Genomic DNA, 20,408 nt, shown 5'->3' with positions numbered 1-20,408 from the left:
TCGCGTGCTGCGGGCGGGATAGCAGCCTATCCCGTGGAAACGTAAAAACAGCAATGTATCGCAAAAACGTGAATACGATCAATTTTATGCAGATTTCTTTCCGCCCGCAGTCTTCTGCGCCGCCGTGATGGTCCACAAATAAATGGTCCTGCCATTGACGTCGACCGTGTTCTCGGGCGGCCAGTCCGGGCCCATGTCGAAGGCGTGCGAGACCACCCGCGCGCCCGGCTTGAGCTGGGACCACAGGCGTGGCCTGAGCTTGATGTTGATGTTCGGCAGCAGGTAGAGGCTGACCACCGAGGCCGGCGACAGGTCGGTCTCGAACAGGTCGGCCACCCGGAACCGGACCCGCTGCTCGACCCCGGCTTTTTTGGCATTGGCCTGGGCTTCGGCGATCCGTTCAGGATTCAGGTCGATGCCGACGCCGCGCGCGCCGAATTGCCTGGCGGCCGTGACCACGATGCGGCCGTCGCCGCAGCCGAGGTCGTACAGGGTGTCGCTTTTGCTCACCTTCGCCAGCGCCAGCATGCGGTCGACCACGTCCTGGGGCGTGGGGACGAAGGGCACGTCGAGTCTGGGCGGGGTGGCGAAGTCCTGGGCCCAGGCCAGGCCCAGGTTGGCGCCGGCAGCGGCGGCAGCGGACAGCAGCAGGGTACGGCGGCGTGCGTGCGGATTCATCGGCTCTCCTCATCGTGGTTGGCGTGGGACGGTTCGCGAAGCGCTTCGTCCTGGTGCAGGAAGGCGAGCAGCAGCAGGCCGGCGGCCAGCACCGCGATGCCGATCCAGGCGGCGTTCAGGCCGCCGAGCGTCTGGCTGCTGACATAGCTGAGGCTGGACCACAGCATGTAGGCGCAGCTGGCGCAGAACAGCAGCGGCAGCAGCGGAAACAGCGGCACCCGGTAAGGGCGGGCACGGCCGGGCTCGCGCCGGCGCAGCACGAACAGGGAGATGCCGCTCAGCAGGAAGAACAGCCAGAACACCGGCGCGGTGAATTCGACCATCGCGCGAAAGCCCCCGCCCAGGGTAGCGCCGATACCGACCAGCAGCAGGGCGGCGCCGCACTGCACCAGCATGGCCAGCGTGGGCGTGGCGCGCCGGCCGTCCCAGCGCGCCAGCCAGGCCAACGGGCGCCAGTCGCGCCCCATCGCATAGCCGGTGCGGGCGCCGACGATCATGGTCGCGTTGATCGAGGTCAGGCTGGAGAGCGCGACCAGCAGGGCGATGCCTTGCTCGCCGGCGGCGCCAAAGGCACGGCGCATCAGCTCGGCGGCCGGCGCCTGGGAGGCGGCCAGCGCGTCCATGCCCAGGCCATGCCAGTAGCCCCAGGTGACCAGCAGGTAGAGACCGGTCACGATCAGCACCGCCAGCACCAGCGCGCGAACCATGTTGACGGCGCCGTCGCGGACCTCGGCGCTCAGGTAGGCGGCTTCGTTCCAGCCTCCGTAGGTCAGCAGCACGAAGACCATCGCCAGCCCGAAGGAAGCGTGGCCGGCGCCAGGCGCGGCTGCCGCGTCGACCGCAGCGGCAGAAGCTCCGGCGCCGGCAGCGGGCAGCAGCAGGGCCGCCACGGCCACCAGCAGCAGGCCGCCGACTTCGGCCAGGGTCAGCCAGGTCTGGGTGGCGCTGCCCGCGCGCAGCCCGTGCAGGTTGAGCAGGCCGAGCACCAGCACGGCGGCGCCGGCGTACAGGGCGCCGCTCCAGGCCGGCGCCAGGCCCGGCAGCGGCGCCACCTGGGCCAGGTAGTCGCCGAACACGAAGGCGAGCAGGGCGATCGAACCGGTGGTGATCACGGCGTAGCGGGCCCAGCCGAACAGGAAGGCCACCGCGCGGCCGTAGGCGCGCTGGAGGAAGTGGTAATCGCCGCCCGCATGCGCGTAGGCGGTGCTGAGTTCGGCGTAGCAGAGGGCGCCGGCCAGCGACACCGCGCCGCCCAGCAGCCAGGCCAGGAACATGCCGCCGGCGCCGCCGCTCATGCCGGCCACCAGTGCCGGCGCCTTGAAGATGCCGGCACCGACCACGATGCCGACGATCAGCGTGACCGCTGCGCGCAGGCCGAGCAGCGGCCGCGGCTGGGCCTGGGCATCGGCGGCGCTTTCATGGGCGGTGGTGGGCGAGATCGGCATGTCCATTAGGACGAGCCGACCCGCGCGAAGTTCCTGTGGCGCCGATCCGTGTGAGCGGGATCAAGCGCCCTGATCGACCTTCGCTGCCGCCAGCGGCACCAGGGCCGGGCCCTCCAGCACCCGGCCGTCGGGCGCGAAGCGGCTGCCATGGCAATCGCAGTCCCAGCTGGTCTCGGCACCGTTCCACTTGATCTCGCAGCCCATGTGCGAGCATTTGCCGGCCACCGCCTGCAGCCGGCCGTCCTCGGCGCGGTACACCGCCACCGGCTGGCCCTGGATCTCGATCTTGCGGCTCTGGCAGGGCGGCAGGTCCTGCAGCTGGTTCAACTCGGCCGCGCCGAGCTGGGCCGCGGCGTCGGGCTGGGCCGGGCCGGTACGCTCCTTCTCGAAGCCTTCAGGGCGCTGCGCCTGCGCCAGCCGGTCGACCGCGTACAGGTCGCGCCAGGGGGTGCCGCGGCCGAGGATCTCGTCGGCCAGCATCATCCCGGCCAGGGTGCCGTAGGTCAGGCCGTCGCCCGAAAAGCCGGTGGCGATATAGGTATTCTGCGCGTCGACGTTACGGCCGATGTAGGGCAGCTTGTCCTTGGCGCGGTAGCGCTGGGCCGACCAGCGGTACTCGACCGGTCCGATCGGCCAGTGGTCGCGCGCGAACAGTTCCAGCTCCTGGAAGCGCTCGCCGCCGACTTCCTTCTCGCCCAGCTTGTGAGCGCTGCCGACCACCGCCAGGTAAGTGCGGCCGTGCGCGGCATAGGTGCGCACCGAATGGCGCTCCTGGCCGATGCACCAGTACACGCCCGGCTCGGGCACGCTGTCGTGCAGGGGCGCGGCGATGCCGTATTCGCGCACCACTTCCAGCTGCGACTGCACCAGGTGGATGCCGATCGGCGTGTGGGTGGCGATGACGATGTGCTGACACTGGACCTTGCCGTGCTCGGTATGGACCACGGCCGGTTCGTCGTCGATCGCGGTGACGCGGGTGTTCTCGAAGATCAGGCAGTCCTCGCCGCCGATGCGCTGGGCCAGCTGGCGCACATATTCCAGCGGCTGGAACTGGGCCTGGTCCTCGACCCGCAGGGTCTTCGCGGCGTCGAGCGGCAGCGGGGCATCGTCGCGCAGGTCGGCGTGCAGGCGCGCGCGCATCGCCGCCAGCGCTTCCTTCTCGACCTCGCCGACCTGGGCGGCATCGACGCCGATCAGGTGCCAGGGCACGCGCTGGAAGCCGCAATCGAGGTTCAGGCGCGCCACCGTGGCCTCGATCAGGTCGATGGCGGCGGCGCGCGATTCGACCACCCGGCGCATCACTTCCAGGCCGTGCTGCTCCTCGAGGGTGTGCAGGCCGAGGTCGACGGTCGCATACAGGTTGCCGGTCGAGTTGCCGGTGCTGGCGTCGCCGGCTTTATAGGCGTCGAGCACGGCCACGCGCTTGCCGGCCTGGACCAGCAGCATGGCGGCGGTCAGGCCGGTGATGCCGGCGCCGACGATGGCGACGTCGACCTTGAGGTCGGTTTGCAGGGTCGGCAGGCAGGCCATCTTGGCCGCCGTGCCTTTCCAGAGCGAGGAAGTATCCATGGGAGCGCCTTTCTTTCGATGTCGGATAGCTGCAGGGCGGACAGGCTGTCGGGCTGGCCGCGTTCGCTCCGATCATCCCAAGATCCGTGCTGCCGCGGCGCAGCGTTGACACCGGAAAACAGTGTTACCGGGTGCCTGTTTGATAACGCCCGGTAAGGTGTTGGTGTCGAAAATTCACGGTGCTAAGCTGAGCCACCCTATCCCTGCCAGTTGACCGAAAGGAGCATGATGAAAGCCGTGGTATTCCATGACATCGGCGACATCCGCCTCGAGGATGTCCCCGAACCGAAGATCGAACAGGACAGCGACGCCATCGTGCGCATCACCACCAGCGCCATCTGCGGCACCGACCTGCACTTCGTGCGCGGCACTTTCAGCGGCATGCAAAAAGGCACCATCCTCGGCCACGAAGCGGTCGGGGTGGTCGAACAGATCGGCAGCAAGGTACGCAACCTGTCGGTGGGCGACCGCGTCGTGATTCCGTCGACGATCGCCTGCGGCTATTGCTCGTACTGCCGCGCCGGCTATTACGCGCAGTGCGACAACGCCAACCCGAACGGCCCCAGCGCCGGCACCGCCTTCTACGGCGGACCGAAGGACACCGGCCCCTTCAACGGCCTGCAGGCGGAAAAGGCGCGCGTGCCTTTCGCCAACATCAACCTGATCAAGCTGCCCGACGAGGTGACGGACGACCAGGCCATCCTGCTGTCCGACATCTTCCCGACCGCCTACTTCGGCGCCGACCTGGCCAACATCAAGCACGGCCACTCGGTGGCGGTGTTCGGCTGCGGCCCGGTGGGCCAGTTCGCCATCGCGTCCGCCAAGCTGATGGGCGCCGGCCGCGTGTTCGCCGTCGATAACCTGCCCGACCGTCTCGAGATGGCGCGCCGCCAGGGCGCCGAGGTCATCAACTTCGACGAGGAAGACCCGGTCCAGACCCTGAAGGATCTGACCGGCGGCATCGGTGTCGATTGCGTGATCGATGCCGTGGGCGTGGACGCCGAGTGCCCGCACCATGGCCCGGCGGCCAAGGATGCGGCGGAAAAGAAGGACGAATTCAAGCAGGAACTCGAGAAGATCGCGCCGGTGCAGCACCCGGACGGCGAGAACTGGGTGCCGGGCCAGGCGCCTTCCCAGGCCCAGCAGTGGGCGGTGCAGGCGCTGGCCAAGGCCGGCACCCTTTCGATCATCGGCGTCTATCCGCCGACCGACAATTTCTTCCCGATCGGCGCGGCGATGAACAAGAACTTGACGGTGCGCATGGGCAACTGCAACCACCGCAAGTACATCCCCGACCTGATCGAACTGGTGCGCAGCGGCGCTTTCGATCCGACCGCCATCATCACCAGGCGCGAGGGCATGGCGTCGGTGATCGACGCCTACAAGGAATTCGACCTGCGCCGGCCGGGCTGGCTGAAGGTGGAGCTGATTCCTTCGCGCGAAGGCGTGCCGCCGGCGACCGGCACCCCGACCTGAGAAGCCGGCGCTGGCGCTTCATGCCGCCAGGTCGACGTCGAAATGCGCCAGGATCTGGCGCTTCAGCGCCGCTGCGCCGGCCCCGCCGCGCGTGCGCGGGCGCGGCAGGCCGATCGGCAGCGAGGCGCGCGCCGGCCCTGGCTGGCGGTCGAGCAGCACCACGCGGTCGGACAGCTGCACCGCTTCGTCGACGTCGTGGGTCACCAGCAGCACGCTCAGGCCGCGCTCCGCGGCCACCCGCGCCAGCAGGTCCTGCAGCTTCATGCGGGTGATGGCGTCGACCGCCGAAAAGGGTTCGTCCAGCAGCAGCACGCGCGGCCGCGTGTACAGGCCGCGCGCGATCGCCACGCGCTGGGCCTGGCCGCCGGACAACTGCTTGGGCAGGGCCTGCGCATAGCCCGGCAGGCCGACTTCTTCCAGCAAGGCCTCCACCGCCTGCGCCGGCGCATTGCGCACGCCGGCGCCGAAGCTGATGTTGTCCGCCACCGATAGCCAGGGAAAGAGGCGCGGCTCCTGGAACACGAAGCCGATGCCGGCGTCCGGTCCGTGCAGTTCGCGCCCGTCGAGACCGACCCGCGCCGTGCATGCCCGGTCCAGGCCGGCAGCGATGGACAACAAGGTACTCTTGCCGCAGCCGCTGGCGCCCAGCAGGCTCACGATCTCGCCGGCCTGCACGGCCAGGCGCAGCTTGCGCAGCACCTGGCGCGTGCCGAAGCGCTTGTCCTCGACCTCGATCTCCAGAAAGCTCATGCGCGTGCTCCGGTATCGGGATGCGTGTCGCGCCAGGCAAGCAGGCGGCGTTCCAGCGCCAGCATCGCCATGTCGCTCAGCTTGCCGAGCAGCGCCAGCAGCACGATCGCGGCCAGGACGATGTCGGCGCGGCTGGTCTCGCGTCCGTCCGACAGCAGGTAGCCGAGGCCGCGCGATGCGGCGATCAGTTCGGCCGCCACCATGAACATCCAGGCCAGCGACAGGCCGTTGCGCAGTCCGGTCAGGATCGCCGGCAGGGCCGCCGGCAGCAGCACGCGGCCGACCAGTGCCGGCGGCGGCAGGCGGTACAGCAGGCCGACCTCGACCAGCTTGCGGTCGACGCCGGCAAAGCCCGAGGTGACGCCGGTATAGACCGGGAAGAAAGCGCCGATGCCGATCAGGACCAGCTTGGGCAGCTCGTCGATGCCGAACCAGAGCAGCAGCAGCGGCACCCAGGCCAGCGAGGGAATCGAACGCAGCGCCTGCAGGCTGGGGTCGAGCATGCCGCGCGCGCCGCGGTGCAGGGCGACCGCAGCGCCCAGCAGCAGGCCGGCACCGGCGCCGCCGAGGAAGCCCAGCAGCACGCGCAAGCTACTGGCCGTCGCATGGCCCGCCAGCCCATGGCCGGCCAGGTCGACGATCGTGCGCGCCACCTCGGACGGCGGCGGCATCAGGTTGGCCGGCACGGCGCCGGCGCGCACGGCCGCTTCGAGACCGGCCAGAACGACGGCCGGCAGCAGCAGCGCGGCCAGCCACGCCGGCAATAGCGGCGGCGGCAGGCGCCGGCCGCCGGCCGGATCGCACTTTGTTGCGCGCGTCAGATCGAGCACACGGGTCGTCATGGCTTCAGCCTCGCGCCACGATGGTTTGCGCGAAGCGCGTGTCGACCAGCTCCGCCACTACCCGGTTCAGGTCCGTGCCCGGCTTGACCAGGGCCTCGTCGTGCAGGATGGGCGCGGCGGCGCGCAGGGCGTTCACGTGGCGGGCGCCCGGCAGCGCCTGCGAGAAATCGCTGCGCAGCTTGATCTGCAGGAGTGCCACCGGCAGCGAGACTTTGGCTTCCTCGGCCAGGATGCTCGCCGCCTCGCTGGGGTTGGCGCGGACCCAGGCGCGTGCCCGTTCGTAGGCCTTGATCACCCGTGCCAGCTGCTGCGGGTGGCTGGCCAGGAAGGCTTCGCGTACGTTCAGGAACCCATAGGTGTTGAAGGCGACGTTCCGGTACAGCAGGCGCGATCCGCTTTCCAGTTCGCTGGCGGCCATGTGCGGGTCGAGCCCGGCCCAGGCGTCGACCCTGCCCTGTTCGAGGGCGACGCGGCCGTCGGCGTGCTGCAGGCTGACGTGCTCGATGTCGGCGCGTTTGAGGCCCGCCACCTGCAGGGCGCGCAGCAGGAACAGATAGGGATCGGTGCCCTTGGTGGCGGCGATCTTCTTGCCGCGCAGGTCGGCCAGGCCGCGGATCGGGGAATCCTTGCGCACCACCAGCGCCGTCCATTCGGGGCGCGAGTAGATGTAGGGCGTGCGGATCGGATTGCCGTTGGCGCGTGCCAGCAAGGCTGCCAGGCCGGCCGAGGAGCCGATGTCGATGCTGTTCCCGTTCAGGTACTCCAGCGCGCGGTTGCTGCCGGCGCTGAACACCCATTTGATGTTCGTACCGTCGGCCTTGAATTCCTGTTCCAGCCAGCCGAAGCGGCGCAGCACCAGGCTGGTGGGGGAGTAATAGGCGTAGTCGAGCCGCAGTTCCTCGAGCGGGGCGGCGGACTGGCCAGCGGCGGCGATGGCGGTACGAGGCAGTATGCCGGCGGCAGCCGCGCCGGCGGCGAGTTGGAGCAGGGTCCTGCGTTTCACGGTGATCCTTTCTGGTTTGTCGTTCTTCATGCGATGCTGACCTGGCGGCCGGCATGACTGGCCGGCAGGCGGTCGCCGCGGCCCAGCAGCTGGCCGCGCAGGGTGCCGCCTTCGTAGTGCTTGCGATAGCGCCCGCGCCGCTGCAGCTCGGGCACGACCAGTTCGACCACGTCGCGCATCGATTCGTGGGCGACGGCAAAGGCCAGGTTGAAGCCGTCTGCGCCGGTCTGCGCCTGCCAGGCTTCGAGCTGGTCGGCGACCTGGCCGGGGTCGCCCACCAGCACGGGCCCGCGTCCGCCCAGGCCGATGAAGCGGGCCGCCTCGCGCACGGTCCACTTGCGCTCCGGATCGGCGCTGGACAGCGAGGCCAGGGCGCTGCGGCCGGCTTCGGTTTCGATGTAGTCGACGGTGGCGTCCAGCGGCAGCTTCGAGAAGTCGACCCCGGTCCAGCCGGACAGCAGCGCCAGCGATGCTTCGATGTCGACGTGGTCCAGGTAGTCGCCGTATTTGGCGCGCGCGAGCGCCGCGGTGGGCGCGGTGACGATCAGGGCCTGGGCGTAGACCAGCAGCTCCTGCGGATCGCGGCCGGCGGCGCGCACCGCTTCGCGGGTCTGGTCGACGTAGCGCTTGACCACCTTTTTGCTCGGCCCGCAGACGAAGGTGGCTTCCGCATGGCGGGCGGCGAAGGCGAGGCCGCGCGGCGAGGTCCCGGCCTGGTAGAGGAAGGGCGTGCGCTGCGGCGAGGGCTCGCACAGGTGGATGCCCGGTACCGTGTAGTGGCGGCCCTCATGGCGGATCGGGTGCACGCGCGCCGGGTCGGCATACACGCCGCTGGCCTTGTCGGCGAGGACGGCATCGTCATCCCAGCTTTTCTCCCACAGCTTGTAGACCACATCCAGGTACTCGTCGGCCAGGTCGTAGCGGTCGTCGTGGGCGATCTGCTGCTTGAGGCCGAGGTTGCGCGCGGCGCTGTCGAGGTAGCCGGTGACGATATTCCAGCCGACCCGGCCGCCGCTCAGGTGGTCCAGCGTCGACATGCGCCGCGCGAAGGTGTAAGGATGCTCGTAGGTGAGGGAGGCGGTGACCCCGAAGCCCAGGTGGCGGGTGGCGTGGGCCAGCAGCGGGACCAGCGCCAGCGGGTCGTTCAGCGGCGCCTGCACCGCGTGGCGCAGCGCCGCATCGGCGCTGCCGGCGTACACGTCGTACACGCCCAGCACGTCGGCCAGGAACAGCGCGTCGAAGCCGCCGCGCTCCAGCAGGCGCGCCAGCTCGACCCAGTGCTCGGCGCTCTTGTAGCGGTGGCTGGTGTCGCGCGGATGGGTCCAGAGCCCCGGCGACTGGTGGCTCACCGTGTTCATCTGGAAGGCGTTGAAGCGGATCTGAGGGCTCATCGGGCCGCCTCGAGCTTGTTCGCCTCCGGCTTGTTCGAGAGCAGCGCCAGCTGGTAGTCGGTCTTGGCATAGCCCGGGCAGTGCTGCACGGTCCAGGCCAGGAATTCGCGCGAGCGGTAGGCCGCGGCCAGGTCGCGCGCGAAGGGCTTGTCGCGGTCGGCCGTGCGCACCGCCACCAGGTTGACGTAGTTGCGCGAGATGTTTTCCGTGCGCAGGGCATCGGTCAGCTTCAGGCCCGAGGCCAGCGCATAGTTCCCATTGACGAAGGCATAGTCGGCGTCCTGCAGCGCGCGCGGCAGCTGGGCGGCTTCCAGCGGCAGCAGCTTCACGCCGCGCGGATTCGCGGCAATGTCGCGCTCCGAGGCCTTGACCGGATCGGTGTTCGGCTTCAGCCTGATCCAGCCCAGCTGCTCGAGCATGACCAGGGCGCGTGCCTGGTTGGTGGGGTCGTTCGGCAGCGCCACGGTGCTGCCGGCGCGCGCTTCGTCGAGGCTGCGGTGGCGCCGGCTGTAGATGGCGATCGGCGCCGTCGGGATGGTTACGAGCTCGCTCAGGGCCAGTTTGTGGTCGGCGGAGAATTTCCTGAGGTAGACGCTGTGCTGGAACACGTTGGCGTCCAGCGAACCCTCGGCCAGCGCGAAGTTCGGCTGGATGTAGTCGTTGAACTCGACCACCTTGACCTGGTAGCCCTGGCGTTCGAGGATGGGCTTGATGCCGTACTTGACCTGGTCGGCATAGGGGCCGGCGCTGGTGCCGATCACGATGGCGTTGGCGTCCCTGGCCTGGACGGCGGGCGCCAGGAGCAGCGGGATTGCGGCGAGTGCGGCGGCCAGCAGGCTGCGGCGTGCATGGAGCATGTTCATTCCTTCTTGTTGTCAGCGTTTATCCAGCCTGCGCGCGAGGCGGGCGCCGGTGAACTGGATGCTTTGCACCAGGACCACCAGCACCGCCACGGTCAGGATCATGACGTCGGTCTCGAAGCGGTAATAGCCGTAGCGGATCGCCAGGTCGCCGATGCCGCCGCCGCCGACCACGCCGGCCACCGCGGAGTAGGACAGGAAGCTGATCGCCAGTACCGTCAGCGCCAGCACCAGGCCGGAACGGGCCTCCACCAGCAGCACCCGCAGCACGATCTGCAGCGGCGACGCGCCCATCGCCTGCGCGGCCTCGATCACACCTTGCGGCACCTCGGCCAGGGTCTGCTCGACCAGGCGGGAGAAATACGGGATCGCGGCGATGGCCAGCGGCACCGCGGCGGCCAGCGGCCCGATCGAGGTGCCGGTCAGCAGCCGCGTGAAGGGCACCAGCGCCACCAGCAGCACGATGAAGGGGAAGGAGCGCAGCGTGTTCACGGCCCAGCCCAGCAGCCGGGCAAGCAGGCGCAGGCGCCCCGACGGATTGCGGCCGGCCTGGTACAGCAGCACGCCGAGCGGTCCGCCCAGCATGACTGCGGCCAGCAGCCCGATGCCCAGCATGACGAGGGTCTGGCCGAGGGCGCTCAAGAGCTCGGGCAAGAGCGCAGCGAAGCGTTCGTGCAGGGTCTCAGGCATGCAGGGCTCCTTGGTGCAGGGCGGCGGCGGCCTCGGCGCCGTGGAAGGCGAGTTCGCGCCCAAGTGCGGTGCTGCGCGGCGTGCTCAGGTCGGACAGCAGGAAGTCCTCGGCCACGCGGCCATCCTCGATCACGGCTACGCGCCGGCACAGTGCGCCCAGGGCCGGCAGCTCGTGGCTGACGATTACGATCGTCACGCCCAGCTCCGTGTTCACTGCCTGCAGGGTCTGCAGCAGTCCGCGCGTGGTCTCGGCGTCCAGCGCGGAGGTCGGCTCGTCGCATAGCAGGATAGCCGGCTGGTTGGCCAGCGCGCGTGCGATCGCCACCCTCTGCTTCTGGCCACCCGAGAGCTGGGCCGGGTAGCTGCGCGCCTTGCCGGTCAGGCCCACCAGTGCCAGGCATTCCTCGACCCGCTGACGCAGGCGCGGCGGGTTCAGGCGGCCGTGCAGACGCAGCGGGAAGGCGACGTTGTCGGCGACGTTCAGGTTCTGCAGCAGGTTATAGCCCTGGAAGATCATGCCGATCTCCTGGCGCGCCGCACGCAGCTCGCGCGGGGCCAGGCTGGTGAGCTCGCGCCCGGCCACTTCGACCGTGCCGCTGTCGGGCCGCTCCAGCAGGTTCATCATGCGCAGCAGGGTCGACTTGCCGGCGCCGCTGCGCCCGGCGATGCCGAGGATTTCGCCGCGCTCCACCTGCAGCGACACCTCGCGCAGCGCGGGCAGGCCGCTGCCGAAGGTTTTCGAGACGCGCTCGATGCGGATCAGGGGGCGCATGGCTCAGGAGTAGGCTGTCGGTTCGGGCAGGCGGCCATCCAGCGCGTGGCGGCCGAGGTCGCGCAGCTTGTAGTCGACCGGGTCGTGCAGGGTATGTACGCGGGCGTTGCGCCAGTAGCGATCCAGGCCATGGCGGCCGGAGGTCGAGCGCGCGCCGGTCAGCTCGAACAGCTGGCTGCCGATCTCGATGGCGGCGCGATGCGCCAGCACCTTGGCTTCGGCCACCGCCAGCGCGACGTCGCCGCGCTGCGCAGCCGTCAGCTCCGCGCCGCGGCGCCAGGCCGCGTCCAGCGCGCCGGCGGCGGCGTCGGCCAGCAGCTGGGCCGGGCGCACCAGCAAGCGGAACTGGCCGAAGCGGTGCTGCACGAAGGGATCGTCGATGGCGTCCTCGACTTCGGGGCCGGATGCGAACCAGGGCCGCGCTTCTTCGAGCAGGTAGCGCCGGGCCGCCGCCATCGCGCCTTCGGCCAGGCCCAGGTAGAGATTTGCCATGACCAGCTGCGCCACCTGCGAGCGCAGCGTGCTGCGCGGCGTGGCGGCCTGGCCGGGTGCCTGCAGCACCAGGTCGTCCGGCAGCAGGACGCTGCTGAAGTGGACATTGCCGCTGTCGGTCTGGCGCTGGCCGAAAGCATCCCAGTCCGGCTGTACGGCGATGCCGGGCTGGCGCGTGGGTAGCACAGCGATCAGGGCGGCGCCCGCCAGCGGATTCCAGGCCGAGATGGTCAGCCAGTCGGAGCCGACCGAACCGGAGGCGAAGCTCTTGGTCCCGTTCAGCAGGTAGCCGCCGGCGGTGGGCGTCGCGACCAGGCGCTTGTCGAGCGGGTTCAGGGCATTGCCCCAGAAGATACGCTCCTCAATCGTCGCCGCGAGCAGGCGGCGCTGCTGGGCTGGGTTGCCGTAGAGCTGTAGCCCCGCCAATTGCAGGTGGTGGAAGCCCAGCAGGTGGGCGAGGGCGCTGTCGGCGCCGGCGACGATGCGTACCGTGCGCAGTACTGTCGCCCAATCGGCGCCCGGGCCGCCGTAAGCGCGCGGCACCGACAGGGCCAGCAGGCCCGAGGCCCGGATCAGCTCCCGTTCCGGTCCGGCGTGGCCGCCGGCACGGTCGCGCTCGACGGCGGTTTCGCTCAGGCGTTGGGCGAGTTCGCCGGCAGCGGCGATGGCATCGAAAGGGGCGGTAGAAGCGGCCTGGTCGGCCGGCGGCACACTGGTGAGTTGCATGATGGCTTGTCCTGTTCAGCGGTGCTGCCCAGTATTCCAAACCACGCGTCGGGTGTGAACGAAGATATTCGGCCTAGCATATGAACTAAACCTTAAAACGGAAACCGTCTATGCAAGTGCGCCCGCAGCGATGCTCAGCGCGCCACGATCAGGCGCAAACCCAGGCCGATGAAGATGACGCCGGCGATCCGGTCCAGCCACATGCCGGCGCGCGGACGCTGCTGCAGCCAGGCGCCGACCGCGCCGGAAAAGAAGCCCAGCAGGCCGAACAGGATGGCCGCCTGCGTCGTGAAGACCAGGCCGAGCAGGGCGATCTGCAGGTTGGCGTCGCCGCGCTGCGCCACCACGAATTGCGGCAGGAAAGACAGGAAGAACAGAACGACCTTGGGATTGATGGCATTCGCGAACACGCCGCGCAGGAACAGGGTGCGCGCCGATTCGCTCACCCCTTCGGCGCGGCTGGCGGCAGCGCCGCCGCGCGAGCGGATCGCGTTGAAACCCATCCAGGCCAGGTAGAGGCCGCCGCAAATCTTGAGCGTGGTGAAGGCCAGCGGCGAGGCGGCGATCAGGGCGCTGACGCCGATCGCGGCCAGCAGCGTGTGGCTCAGGCAGCCGAGCGCGCAGCCGAGGCCGAAGGCCATGCCGCGCAGCCGCCCCTTGGCCATGCCGATGCCGAGCACCATCATGTTGTCGGGGCCGGGGGAGAGCGTCAGCAGGATGGCGGCGGGCAGGAAGGCGAGCAATTGTTCAGGTGTCAGCATGGGCGCATCTTACATCGCGTTGATTCGCAGCACTAGTGCCCGGTCGTAGCCTGCGCCCTCGCTGCCGCCCGACGGTGTATAGTGGCAATTTTGCAACATCTGCCGTATAGTCGGCGCCGTATGAGACCTAGCAAGCACCACCGTCCTTTCCGCCATGCCACCGAACGGCTGCTCGACGTCCTGCTGCTGAAAGGCTGGGTCGCCGGCCTGAGCTGGCGGCTGGGCGGCCACGGCCGCCTGGGCGTCACGCGCCACGAGGTCGACCTGGGTCCCGAGCGGCGCCTGCCACGACCCTTGCGGATCGCCTTCGCCTCCGACTTCCACGCCGGCCCGACCACCGCGCCGGCCATCTTCGATGTCCTGCTGGAGCAGGTCCGGCGCGAACGTCCCGACGTGCTGCTGCTGGGCGGCGATTACATCTCCTTCGATGCCGCCAACATCCGCGCCCTGCGCACCTTTCTGGTGCAGGCGCGCACACCGCTCGGCACCTATGCGGTGCTGGGCAACCACGACGTCTGGAACGGCAGCGAAGAGGTGAGCGCGGCACTCGCGGCGGCCGGGGTCGAGGTGCTGGTCAACCGCAACGTGGCTTTGCCCGAGCCCTTCGGCGACGTCAGCATCTGCGGCATCGACGATCCCTGGACTGGCACGCCCGCGCTGGACGCCGCCTTCGCCGGCGCCGGGCCGATACGTATCTACCTGATGCATTCGCCGGACGGCATGGCGCTGCTGGACGGGCAGCGCTTCGACCTGGCGCTGGCCGGCCATACCCACGGCGGCCAGATCGTCAGCCGCGACGGCACGCCGCTCAAGCGCCCCGGCGGACGCGGCTCGCGGCTCTACCCCCAGGGCCGCTTCGAAATCGCCGGCAACGGCCCGCTGTTTGTCGGGCGCGGCATCGGCTGCGCCGGTATTCCGCTGCGCCTGCACGCCGATCCGGAGCTTTTGATCTGCACCCTGCGCTGAAATTTTTTTCGGAATCAGCATTTTTCGGGCAAAGGCGTACTCTATCGATTGATTTTTGAGTAATAATGGCATGCCGCTTATGCTGCCGCCTGGCATTCTTTTTGCATGGAAACGCCGGACATACCAAGCCCGCAGAGGAGACATCCAACAGAACAGGGCTGGGGAACTATCTACTATCGATTGGAGAAACGCAGTGAGTCTTTTTAGAACCAAGAACCTCGACGCCATGGTCGCCCATGCCGGCAAGCCGGGCGGCCTGAAGAAGGTGCTCGGCCCGTTCGACCTGATCCTGATGGGCATCGGGGCCATCGTCGGCACCGGCATCTTCGTGCTGACCGGCACCGGCGCCCTGGCCGCCGGCCCGGCGCTGACGCTGTCCTTCATCGTCGCCGCCATCGCTTGCGGCTTCGCGGCCATGTGTTACGCCGAGTTTGCCTCGACGGTGCCGATCGCCGGCTCGATCTACACCTACAGCTATGCGGTGCTGGGCGAACTGGTGGCCTGGATGATCGGTTGGGACCTGCTGCTCGAATATGGCTTGGCGACTTCGACCGTCGCGGTCGGCTGGTCCGGCTATTTCCAGTCGCTGCTGCACGGCTGGGGCGTGGACCTGCCGGCGGCCCTGACCGCCGCCCCGGGCGCGCGTCCGGGCGTCGACACCGTCATGAACCTGCCGGCCCTGGTCATCATGCTGCTCCTGACCTGGATGCTGTCGCTGGGTGTGCGCGAATCGGCGCGCGTCAACAACGTCATGGTCGTCATCAAGATTTCGGTGGTCGTGCTGTTCATCCTGTTCGGCTTCGGCCACGTCAACACCGACAACTGGGCGCCGTACGCTCCGTTCGGCGCCTCGGGCATCATGAGCGCCGCCGCACTGGTGTTCTTCGCCTTCATCGGCTTCGACGCCGTCACCTCGGCTGCCGAGGAAGTCAAGAATCCGAAGCGCGACCTGCCGATCGGCATCATCGGTTCGCTGGCCGTCTGCACCATCCTGTACGTGATCGTGTCGGCCATCATGACCGGCATCGTTCCCTTCGCGAAGTTCGAAGGCGTCGACCACCCGGTTTCGCTGGCCCTGCAGTACGCCGGCGTGAACTGGCTGTCCAAGCTGGTCGACCTCGGCGCCATCCTCGGCATGACCACCGTGATGCTGGTGATGGCCTACGGCCAGACCCGCATCCTGTTCGCGATGTCGCGCGACGGCCTGCTGCCGGCCAAGCTGTCGACCGTGCACCCGAAATACGGCACGCCTTACTTCGCCACCTGGCTGGTCGGCATCGTGTTCGGCGTGATCGCCGCCTTCGTGCCGCTGAACGTGCTGGCCGAGCTGGTCAATATCGGCACCCTGGCGGCGTTCTGCCTGGTGTCGGTGGCCGTGGTCGTGCTGCGCAAGAAGCGTCCGGACCTGAAGCGCGCCTTCCGCTGCCCGGGCGTGCCGGTGGTGCCGGCGATCGCCGTCATCTTCTGCCTGGCGCTGATGAGCTTCCTGAGCGCCATCACCTGGATCGCCTTCCTGATCTGGCTGGCGATCGGCCTGCTGGTGTACTTCGGTTATGCCCGCAGCCGTTCGCTGCTGCACGGCAGCGCGCAGTCGCAGTAAATTCAGTTAGATAAGACCCTTGGCGGGGCGCCCCGGTTTCGGCCGGCGCGCCCCGTCTGTTTTCTGGGATGTTTCCCAAAAACATGCAATTTTTGTAATCCCTGTCCGACATTCAGGTAAGCCGGCAACCGATTACGTGCGTCCAGGACAGACCGGATAATCGTGGTAGAACATTTACCAAAAGATTGTCTATGACTACCACCTACGCTATGGATACGCCTGAGCTGGAGACCGCGCCACAAGCGCATGCGCGCCAGGCGATCGCAAGCTCGAAAGCACTGTATTTTTCGCTGCTCGACAACCCGCAGGCCGCGCTCGCCGAGTCGCGCGAGTTCCTGCTGGCCCAGATCGAAGCTGCGCGCCAGGAACCCTGCGAGCTGCCCGAGGCGCTGTGGCAGCTGCCGGCCTGGATTCAAGGCCGCGCCGAAGCGGTCGGCATCTCCTACCGCGAATACCTGAGCGCCCGCAAGAACGGTGCGCCGCGCCGCTACTTCAGCAACAAGTCGCACGCGCTCTACTTCCTGAAGGGCGCCGCGCCGACCAAGCTGGTCGACGGCGCCTGGCTGTACGGCACGCTGCCGCGCTGGGAAAATCCGGACTTCCACCCACTCATCAAGACCTATCTCGAAGAGCTCGGCGACGGCGTGCCGGACAAGAACCACGTCACGCTCTACCGCCGCCTGCTGGCCGCGCACGGCTGCGAACACTGGGAAAGCCTGTCGGAGCCGCATTTCGTGCAGGGCGCGATCCAGCTGGCGCTGGCCTACAACGCCGATCAGTTCCTGCCCGAAGTCATCGGCTACAACCTGGGATACGAACAGCTGCCGCTGCACCTCCTGATCACGTCCTACGAGCTGAACGAACTGGGCATCGATCCCTACTATTTCACCCTGCACGTCACCGTCGACAATGCCGGCAGCGGCCACGCGCACAAGGCGGTGCAGGCGCTGCGCAACCTGATGGCGCAGTCGAGCGACCTGGCCGCCTTCTTCCAGCGCGTGCTGGACGGCTACCGCCTGAACGAGCTGGGCGCGTGCACGACCTCGATCATCGCCGCTTTCGACCTGGAAGCGGAACTGGTCGAAATCTTCACGAACAAGGCCGCGGTCGGCCGCAACATGCACTCGGATTACTGCCGCGTGGCCGGCCGTTCGATCAACGACTGGCTGGGCGAACCGGCGAAGATCCCCGAATTCATGGCGGCGATGGAAAGCGCCGGCTGGATCAAGCGCGGCGAAGAGGCTGAGAACAGCCGCTTCTGGCGCCTGATCCAGGGCGAGCGCGCCGAGATGTTCGGCGTCTTCTCGAGCTACGAACAGCAGGTGCTGCGCGACTGGATCCAGACCCCGCGCGAAGTCGGCGCCAGCCAGCGCACCACGCGCGTGCTGAGCCACCGCGCGCGCCAGCGTACGCTCGAGACCCTGAACCAGCACGCCGGCCGTGGCAGCCACCCCGAGCGCAGCCTGATCCGCCGCCATGCGGCCGGCAGCATGCAGGGCGACAGCGAGCTGCGCGAGCTGGAAGAGAAGGTCGCCGGCGCGGCGGGAAAAAGCGAGGCGATGGCGATGCTGGGCAAGCTGATGTCGCCTTCGCTGCACCACACGGCGATCGGGCTGATGGCGACCCGCCTGTATTCGCAACTGCTCGACGCTTGAGTTTTACGGTAACACCGCAGTAAATTGCAGCGGCGCGGGAGGCCTTCCTTCCGCGCCGCTGTGCGCATAGCCTCACGATCAAGGACTAACACGTGCAAATTCTCGAACAACGATTCCTGCGTGGCCCGAACATCCATGCGGATACCCCCTGCCTGCTTTCCGTCCTCGACCTCGGCGATCTGTACGGCGTGTCGACGCGCGAACTGCCGCAGTTCAACGAAGCCTTGCTGAACCTGCTGCCGTCATTGGCCGATTACCTGGTGCCGACCGGCCAGCCCGGCGGCTTCGCCCAGCGCCTGCGCGAAGGGACCTTTCTCGCGCGCGTGATCGAACACGTGACCCTGGGCCTGCAATGCCTGGCCGGCGCCCCGGCCAGTTTCGGCCGCACCCGCCCGGTGGCCGGTACCCCGGGCCAGTACCGCATCGTCTGCGCCTACCAGATCGAGAAGGTGGCGCAGCCGGCCTTCCAGCTGGCGGTGGAGATCGTCGATGCGCTGGCGCATGGCGCCGCCTCTTTCGACCTGGCGCCGCGCCTGGAAGAACTGCGCGAGCTGGCCGAACATTACGCGATCGGTACCTCTACCGCCGCAGTGCTGGCGGCGGCCCAGGAGCGCGGCATCCCGGTGCAGCGCATCACCGAGGATGCCAACCTGTTCCAGCTCGGCTGGGGCGTGAAGCAGAAGCGCATCCAGGCCACGATCACCGGCGAGACCAGCAACATCGCGGTGCGCATCGCCAGCGACAAGCAGCTGACCAAGACCCTGCTGCAGGAAGCCGGCGTGCCGGTGCCGGAAGGCGAAACGGTGACGAACATCGACGATGCGCTGCGCGTGGCGCGCAAGCTGAAGGTGCCGGTCACCGTCAAGCCGCTCGACGCCAACCAGGGCAAGGGCGTGACGGTCGATTGCCGCACGCCGGAAGAAGTCGAGCAGGCCTATGCCTTCGCCCGCAAGCATGGGCGCAAGATCATCGTCGAACGCCATGTCCAGGGACGCGATTACCGCGTGTTCGTGGCCGCCGGCCGGGTCGCCGCGGCATCCTGCCGCCGTCCGGCGCACGTGGTCGGCGACGGCCGCCACAGCATCCGCGAACTGGTTGCGATCGAGAACCGCAACCCGGCGCGCGGCGAAGGCCACACCAACATCCTGACCCAGATCGCGCTCGACGCCCATGCCGAAGACATCCTGCGCAAGCAGGGCTACGCGCCGGATGCGGTACCGGCCGAGGGCATCACCGTCGAGTTGCGCGGCAACGCCAACCTGTCGACCGGCGGCACCGCCGAAGACGTGACCGACCTGCTGCCGGAAACCACGCGCCAGATCTGCGTGCGCGCAGCCAGCAAGATCGGCCTCGACGTGGCCGGCATCGACATCGTCTGCCGCGACATCAGCCTGCCGCTGGCGGCCCAGGGCGGCGCCGTGATCGAAGTGAACGCGGCGCCCGGCATCCGCATGCACCAATATCCCAGCAGCGGCGAGCCGCGCGACGCCGGCGACGCCATCGTCGAGGGCCTGCTGGGCAACTCGGACGGCCGCATCCCGATCATCGCCTGCACCGGCACCAACGGCAAGACCACGACCACGCTGCTGATGGCCCACACGGTGCGCCTGGCGGGCCGCGTGACCGGCGCCACCACCACCCACGGCGTCTACGTCGACGGCAAGCAGATCACCAAGGGCGACTGCACCGGCTACTGGTCGGCGCGCACCGTGCTGGCTTCGCCCGACGTGGAAGTGGCGGTGCTGGAGACGGCGCGCGGCGGCATCCTCAAGCGCGGCCTGGCCTTCGACCGCTGCGACGTCGGCATCTGCCTGAACGTCTCGCCCGACCACCTGGGCCTGGACGGCATCGAGACCATCGAAGACCTGGCCCAGGTGAAAGCCGTGGTGCCGCTCTCGGCCAGCCGCGCCGCGGTGCTGAACGCGGAAGACCCGCTGTGCGTGGCGATGGCGCGCCGCGTGCGCCCGGACGTCGAGCTGGTCTACTTCTCGATGAACCCGGACGAGCCGGTGCTGCTGCGCCACCTGGAAGAGGGTGGGCGCGCCGCCTACCTGCAGGACAATGCGCTGGTGCTGGCCGACGGCAACGTGCACCAGGAACTGCTGCGCGTGGAAAGCATGCCGATTTCGATGGGTGGCCGCGCGCGCTACAACATCGCCAACGGCCTGGCAGCGGCGGCCGCGTTGATGGCGGCCGGCTTCTCGAACCTGCAGATCGCCACCGGCCTGTCTACTTTTGTGAGCGATGGCAAGACCAACCCGCTGCGCACCAATGTGTTCGAGGTGCGCGGCGTGACGGTGATCGTCGACTACGCTCACAACCCGGCCGCCTACAAGGCCCTGGCCGAGATGGCGCGCTCGCTGCTGCCGGGGAACCTGGTCGGCATCGTCACCGCGCCCGGCGACCGCCGCGACGAAGACCTGGTCGAGGTCGGCCGTGTGTGCGCGTCGCGCTTCGACGAGCTGGTGATCTACGAATCGTCGAGCCGTGGGCGCGCCTATGGCGGCGCGGTCGACCTGATCGTGCAGGGCGCGGAAGAGGTGGTCGGCAAGACCGATACCCTGCACCGCGAACTGGAGGTGGGGGAGGCGATCCGCCTGGGCCTGTCCTTGTGCGAGCGTGGGGATGTGCTGGTGTTTGCCTGCGGGTCTTCGCTGCAGGTGTTTGTCGATGCGATCCGGGAGATGGATCCGGAGAGTGCGGAGCGGATTGCGGCGCAGGCGGGGTGAGGC

The 20,408-nt window shown here is 68.6% G+C and carries 17 protein-coding genes; 5 read left to right on the top strand and 12 right to left on the bottom strand.

What is annotated here, in order from left to right; all coding sequences use genetic code 11:
- Window positions 1-84 precede the first annotated feature (84 nt).
- Genes NX782_RS10510 through NX782_RS10500 form a run of 3 tightly spaced genes read right to left on the bottom strand, consistent with a single transcriptional unit; the run spans window position 85 to window position 3,692 of the window.
- On the bottom strand, window positions 85-678 hold the full coding sequence (locus NX782_RS10510; protein WP_258845396.1) for an SAM-dependent methyltransferase: 594 nt from the start codon (window positions 676-678) through the stop codon (window positions 85-87).
- Window positions 675-2,129, bottom strand: coding sequence for an APC family permease (locus tag NX782_RS10505; RefSeq protein ID WP_258845395.1), 1,455 nt, complete (start codon window positions 2,127-2,129; stop codon window positions 675-677). Before NX782_RS10505 ends, NX782_RS10510 begins: the two co-directional genes overlap by 4 nt.
- A gap of 54 nt (window positions 2,130-2,183) precedes the next feature.
- A complete protein-coding gene (locus tag NX782_RS10500) occupies window positions 2,184-3,692 on the bottom strand; it encodes an FAD-dependent oxidoreductase (protein ID WP_258845394.1) in 1,509 nt (502 codons plus the stop codon).
- 228 nt (window positions 3,693-3,920) lie between these two features.
- Here NX782_RS10500 and NX782_RS10495 point away from each other — a divergent pair, with 228 nt between their 5' ends.
- Window positions 3,921-5,168, top strand: a complete 1,248-nt coding sequence (locus NX782_RS10495) for a zinc-dependent alcohol dehydrogenase (RefSeq protein WP_258845468.1) — start codon at window positions 3,921-3,923, stop codon at window positions 5,166-5,168.
- Window positions 5,169-5,186: 18 nt separating this feature from the next.
- Here the strand turns inward: NX782_RS10495 and NX782_RS10490 are convergent, their stop codons facing one another.
- The 9 genes from NX782_RS10490 to NX782_RS10450 all read right to left on the bottom strand — a co-directional run bounded on the left by NX782_RS10490 (window position 5,187) and on the right by NX782_RS10450 (window position 13,455).
- A complete protein-coding gene (locus tag NX782_RS10490) occupies window positions 5,187-5,918 on the bottom strand; it encodes an ABC transporter ATP-binding protein (RefSeq protein WP_258845393.1) in 732 nt (243 codons plus the stop codon).
- Window positions 5,915-6,760, bottom strand: a complete 846-nt coding sequence (locus NX782_RS10485) for an ABC transporter permease (protein WP_258845392.1) — start codon at window positions 6,758-6,760, stop codon at window positions 5,915-5,917. Before NX782_RS10485 ends, NX782_RS10490 begins: the two co-directional genes overlap by 4 nt.
- Window positions 6,761-6,764: 4 nt before the next feature.
- Window positions 6,765-7,763, bottom strand: a complete 999-nt coding sequence (locus tag NX782_RS10480) for an aliphatic sulfonate ABC transporter substrate-binding protein (protein ID WP_258845391.1) — start codon at window positions 7,761-7,763, stop codon at window positions 6,765-6,767.
- A gap of 26 nt (window positions 7,764-7,789) precedes the next feature.
- Entirely contained in the window at window positions 7,790-9,154 is a 1,365-nt protein-coding gene (locus NX782_RS10475; RefSeq protein WP_258845390.1) for an LLM class flavin-dependent oxidoreductase, read from the bottom strand.
- A complete protein-coding gene (locus NX782_RS10470) occupies window positions 9,151-10,011 on the bottom strand; it encodes a MetQ/NlpA family ABC transporter substrate-binding protein (RefSeq protein WP_258845389.1) in 861 nt (286 codons plus the stop codon). Before NX782_RS10470 ends, NX782_RS10475 begins: the two co-directional genes overlap by 4 nt.
- Window positions 10,012-10,029: 18 nt before the next feature.
- On the bottom strand, window positions 10,030-10,704 hold the full coding sequence (locus NX782_RS10465; protein WP_258845388.1) for a methionine ABC transporter permease: 675 nt from the start codon (window positions 10,702-10,704) through the stop codon (window positions 10,030-10,032).
- Window positions 10,697-11,476, bottom strand: coding sequence for a methionine ABC transporter ATP-binding protein (locus tag NX782_RS10460; protein WP_258845387.1), 780 nt, complete (start codon window positions 11,474-11,476; stop codon window positions 10,697-10,699). The genes NX782_RS10465 and NX782_RS10460 overlap by 8 nt, the downstream gene beginning before the upstream one ends.
- A 3-nt stretch (window positions 11,477-11,479) precedes the next feature.
- On the bottom strand, window positions 11,480-12,694 hold the full coding sequence (locus tag NX782_RS10455; RefSeq protein ID WP_258845386.1) for an acyl-CoA dehydrogenase family protein: 1,215 nt from the start codon (window positions 12,692-12,694) through the stop codon (window positions 11,480-11,482).
- 134 nt (window positions 12,695-12,828) lie between these two features.
- Window positions 12,829-13,455: a LysE family translocator gene (locus NX782_RS10450; protein ID WP_258845385.1), complete on the bottom strand. Its 627-nt coding sequence runs from the start codon at window positions 13,453-13,455 to the stop codon at window positions 12,829-12,831.
- 120 nt (window positions 13,456-13,575) lie between these two features.
- On the opposite strand from NX782_RS10450, the gene NX782_RS10445 reads away from it, so the two are divergent.
- The 4 genes from NX782_RS10445 to cphA all read left to right on the top strand — a co-directional run bounded on the left by NX782_RS10445 (window position 13,576) and on the right by cphA (window position 20,405).
- Entirely contained in the window at window positions 13,576-14,421 is an 846-nt protein-coding gene (locus tag NX782_RS10445) for a metallophosphoesterase (RefSeq protein WP_258845384.1), read from the top strand.
- A 193-nt stretch (window positions 14,422-14,614) separates the two neighbouring features.
- A complete protein-coding gene (gene bcaP, locus NX782_RS10440) occupies window positions 14,615-16,021 on the top strand; it encodes a branched-chain amino acid transporter BcaP (protein ID WP_370661786.1) in 1,407 nt (468 codons plus the stop codon).
- A gap of 191 nt (window positions 16,022-16,212) precedes the next feature.
- A complete protein-coding gene (locus NX782_RS10435) occupies window positions 16,213-17,676 on the top strand; it encodes an iron-containing redox enzyme family protein (protein WP_258845383.1) in 1,464 nt (487 codons plus the stop codon).
- Between the two features lie 92 nt (window positions 17,677-17,768).
- The gene (gene cphA, locus NX782_RS10430) at window positions 17,769-20,405 is read left to right on the top strand and encodes a cyanophycin synthetase (protein ID WP_258845382.1); all 2,637 of its coding nucleotides are present in this window, start codon (window positions 17,769-17,771) and stop codon (window positions 20,403-20,405) included.
- Window positions 20,406-20,408 lie beyond the last annotated feature (3 nt).

The organism is Massilia norwichensis (genome assembly GCF_024753245.1).
GTDB lineage: Bacteria > Pseudomonadota > Gammaproteobacteria > Burkholderiales > Burkholderiaceae_D > Telluria > Telluria norwichensis.
The sequence above is the reverse complement of the archived record's forward strand: the minus strand, read 5'-3'. Positions and strand labels throughout refer to the sequence as shown.

Coding starts and splice junctions, on each gene's coding strand:
- NX782_RS10495 (WP_258845468.1), top strand. CDS start 3,921: ATGAAAGCCGTGGTATTCCATGACATCGGCGACATCCGCCTCGAGGAT.
- NX782_RS10505 (WP_258845395.1), bottom strand. CDS start 2,129: ATGGACATGCCGATCTCGCCCACCACCGCCCATGAAAGCGCCGCCGAT.
- NX782_RS10510 (WP_258845396.1), bottom strand. CDS start 678: ATGAATCCGCACGCACGCCGCCGTACCCTGCTGCTGTCCGCTGCCGCC.
- NX782_RS10500 (WP_258845394.1), bottom strand. CDS start 3,692: ATGGATACTTCCTCGCTCTGGAAAGGCACGGCGGCCAAGATGGCCTGC.
- NX782_RS10455 (WP_258845386.1), bottom strand. CDS start 12,694: ATGCAACTCACCAGTGTGCCGCCGGCCGACCAGGCCGCTTCTACCGCC.
- NX782_RS10470 (WP_258845389.1), bottom strand. CDS start 10,011: ATGCTCCATGCACGCCGCAGCCTGCTGGCCGCCGCACTCGCCGCAATC.
- NX782_RS10460 (WP_258845387.1), bottom strand. CDS start 11,476: ATGCGCCCCCTGATCCGCATCGAGCGCGTCTCGAAAACCTTCGGCAGC.
- NX782_RS10450 (WP_258845385.1), bottom strand. CDS start 13,455: ATGCTGACACCTGAACAATTGCTCGCCTTCCTGCCCGCCGCCATCCTG.
- NX782_RS10485 (WP_258845392.1), bottom strand. CDS start 6,760: ATGACGACCCGTGTGCTCGATCTGACGCGCGCAACAAAGTGCGATCCG.
- NX782_RS10475 (WP_258845390.1), bottom strand. CDS start 9,154: ATGAGCCCTCAGATCCGCTTCAACGCCTTCCAGATGAACACGGTGAGC.
- NX782_RS10465 (WP_258845388.1), bottom strand. CDS start 10,704: ATGCCTGAGACCCTGCACGAACGCTTCGCTGCGCTCTTGCCCGAGCTC.
- NX782_RS10435 (WP_258845383.1), top strand. CDS start 16,213: ATGACTACCACCTACGCTATGGATACGCCTGAGCTGGAGACCGCGCCA.
- NX782_RS10490 (WP_258845393.1), bottom strand. CDS start 5,918: ATGAGCTTTCTGGAGATCGAGGTCGAGGACAAGCGCTTCGGCACGCGC.
- NX782_RS10445 (WP_258845384.1), top strand. CDS start 13,576: ATGAGACCTAGCAAGCACCACCGTCCTTTCCGCCATGCCACCGAACGG.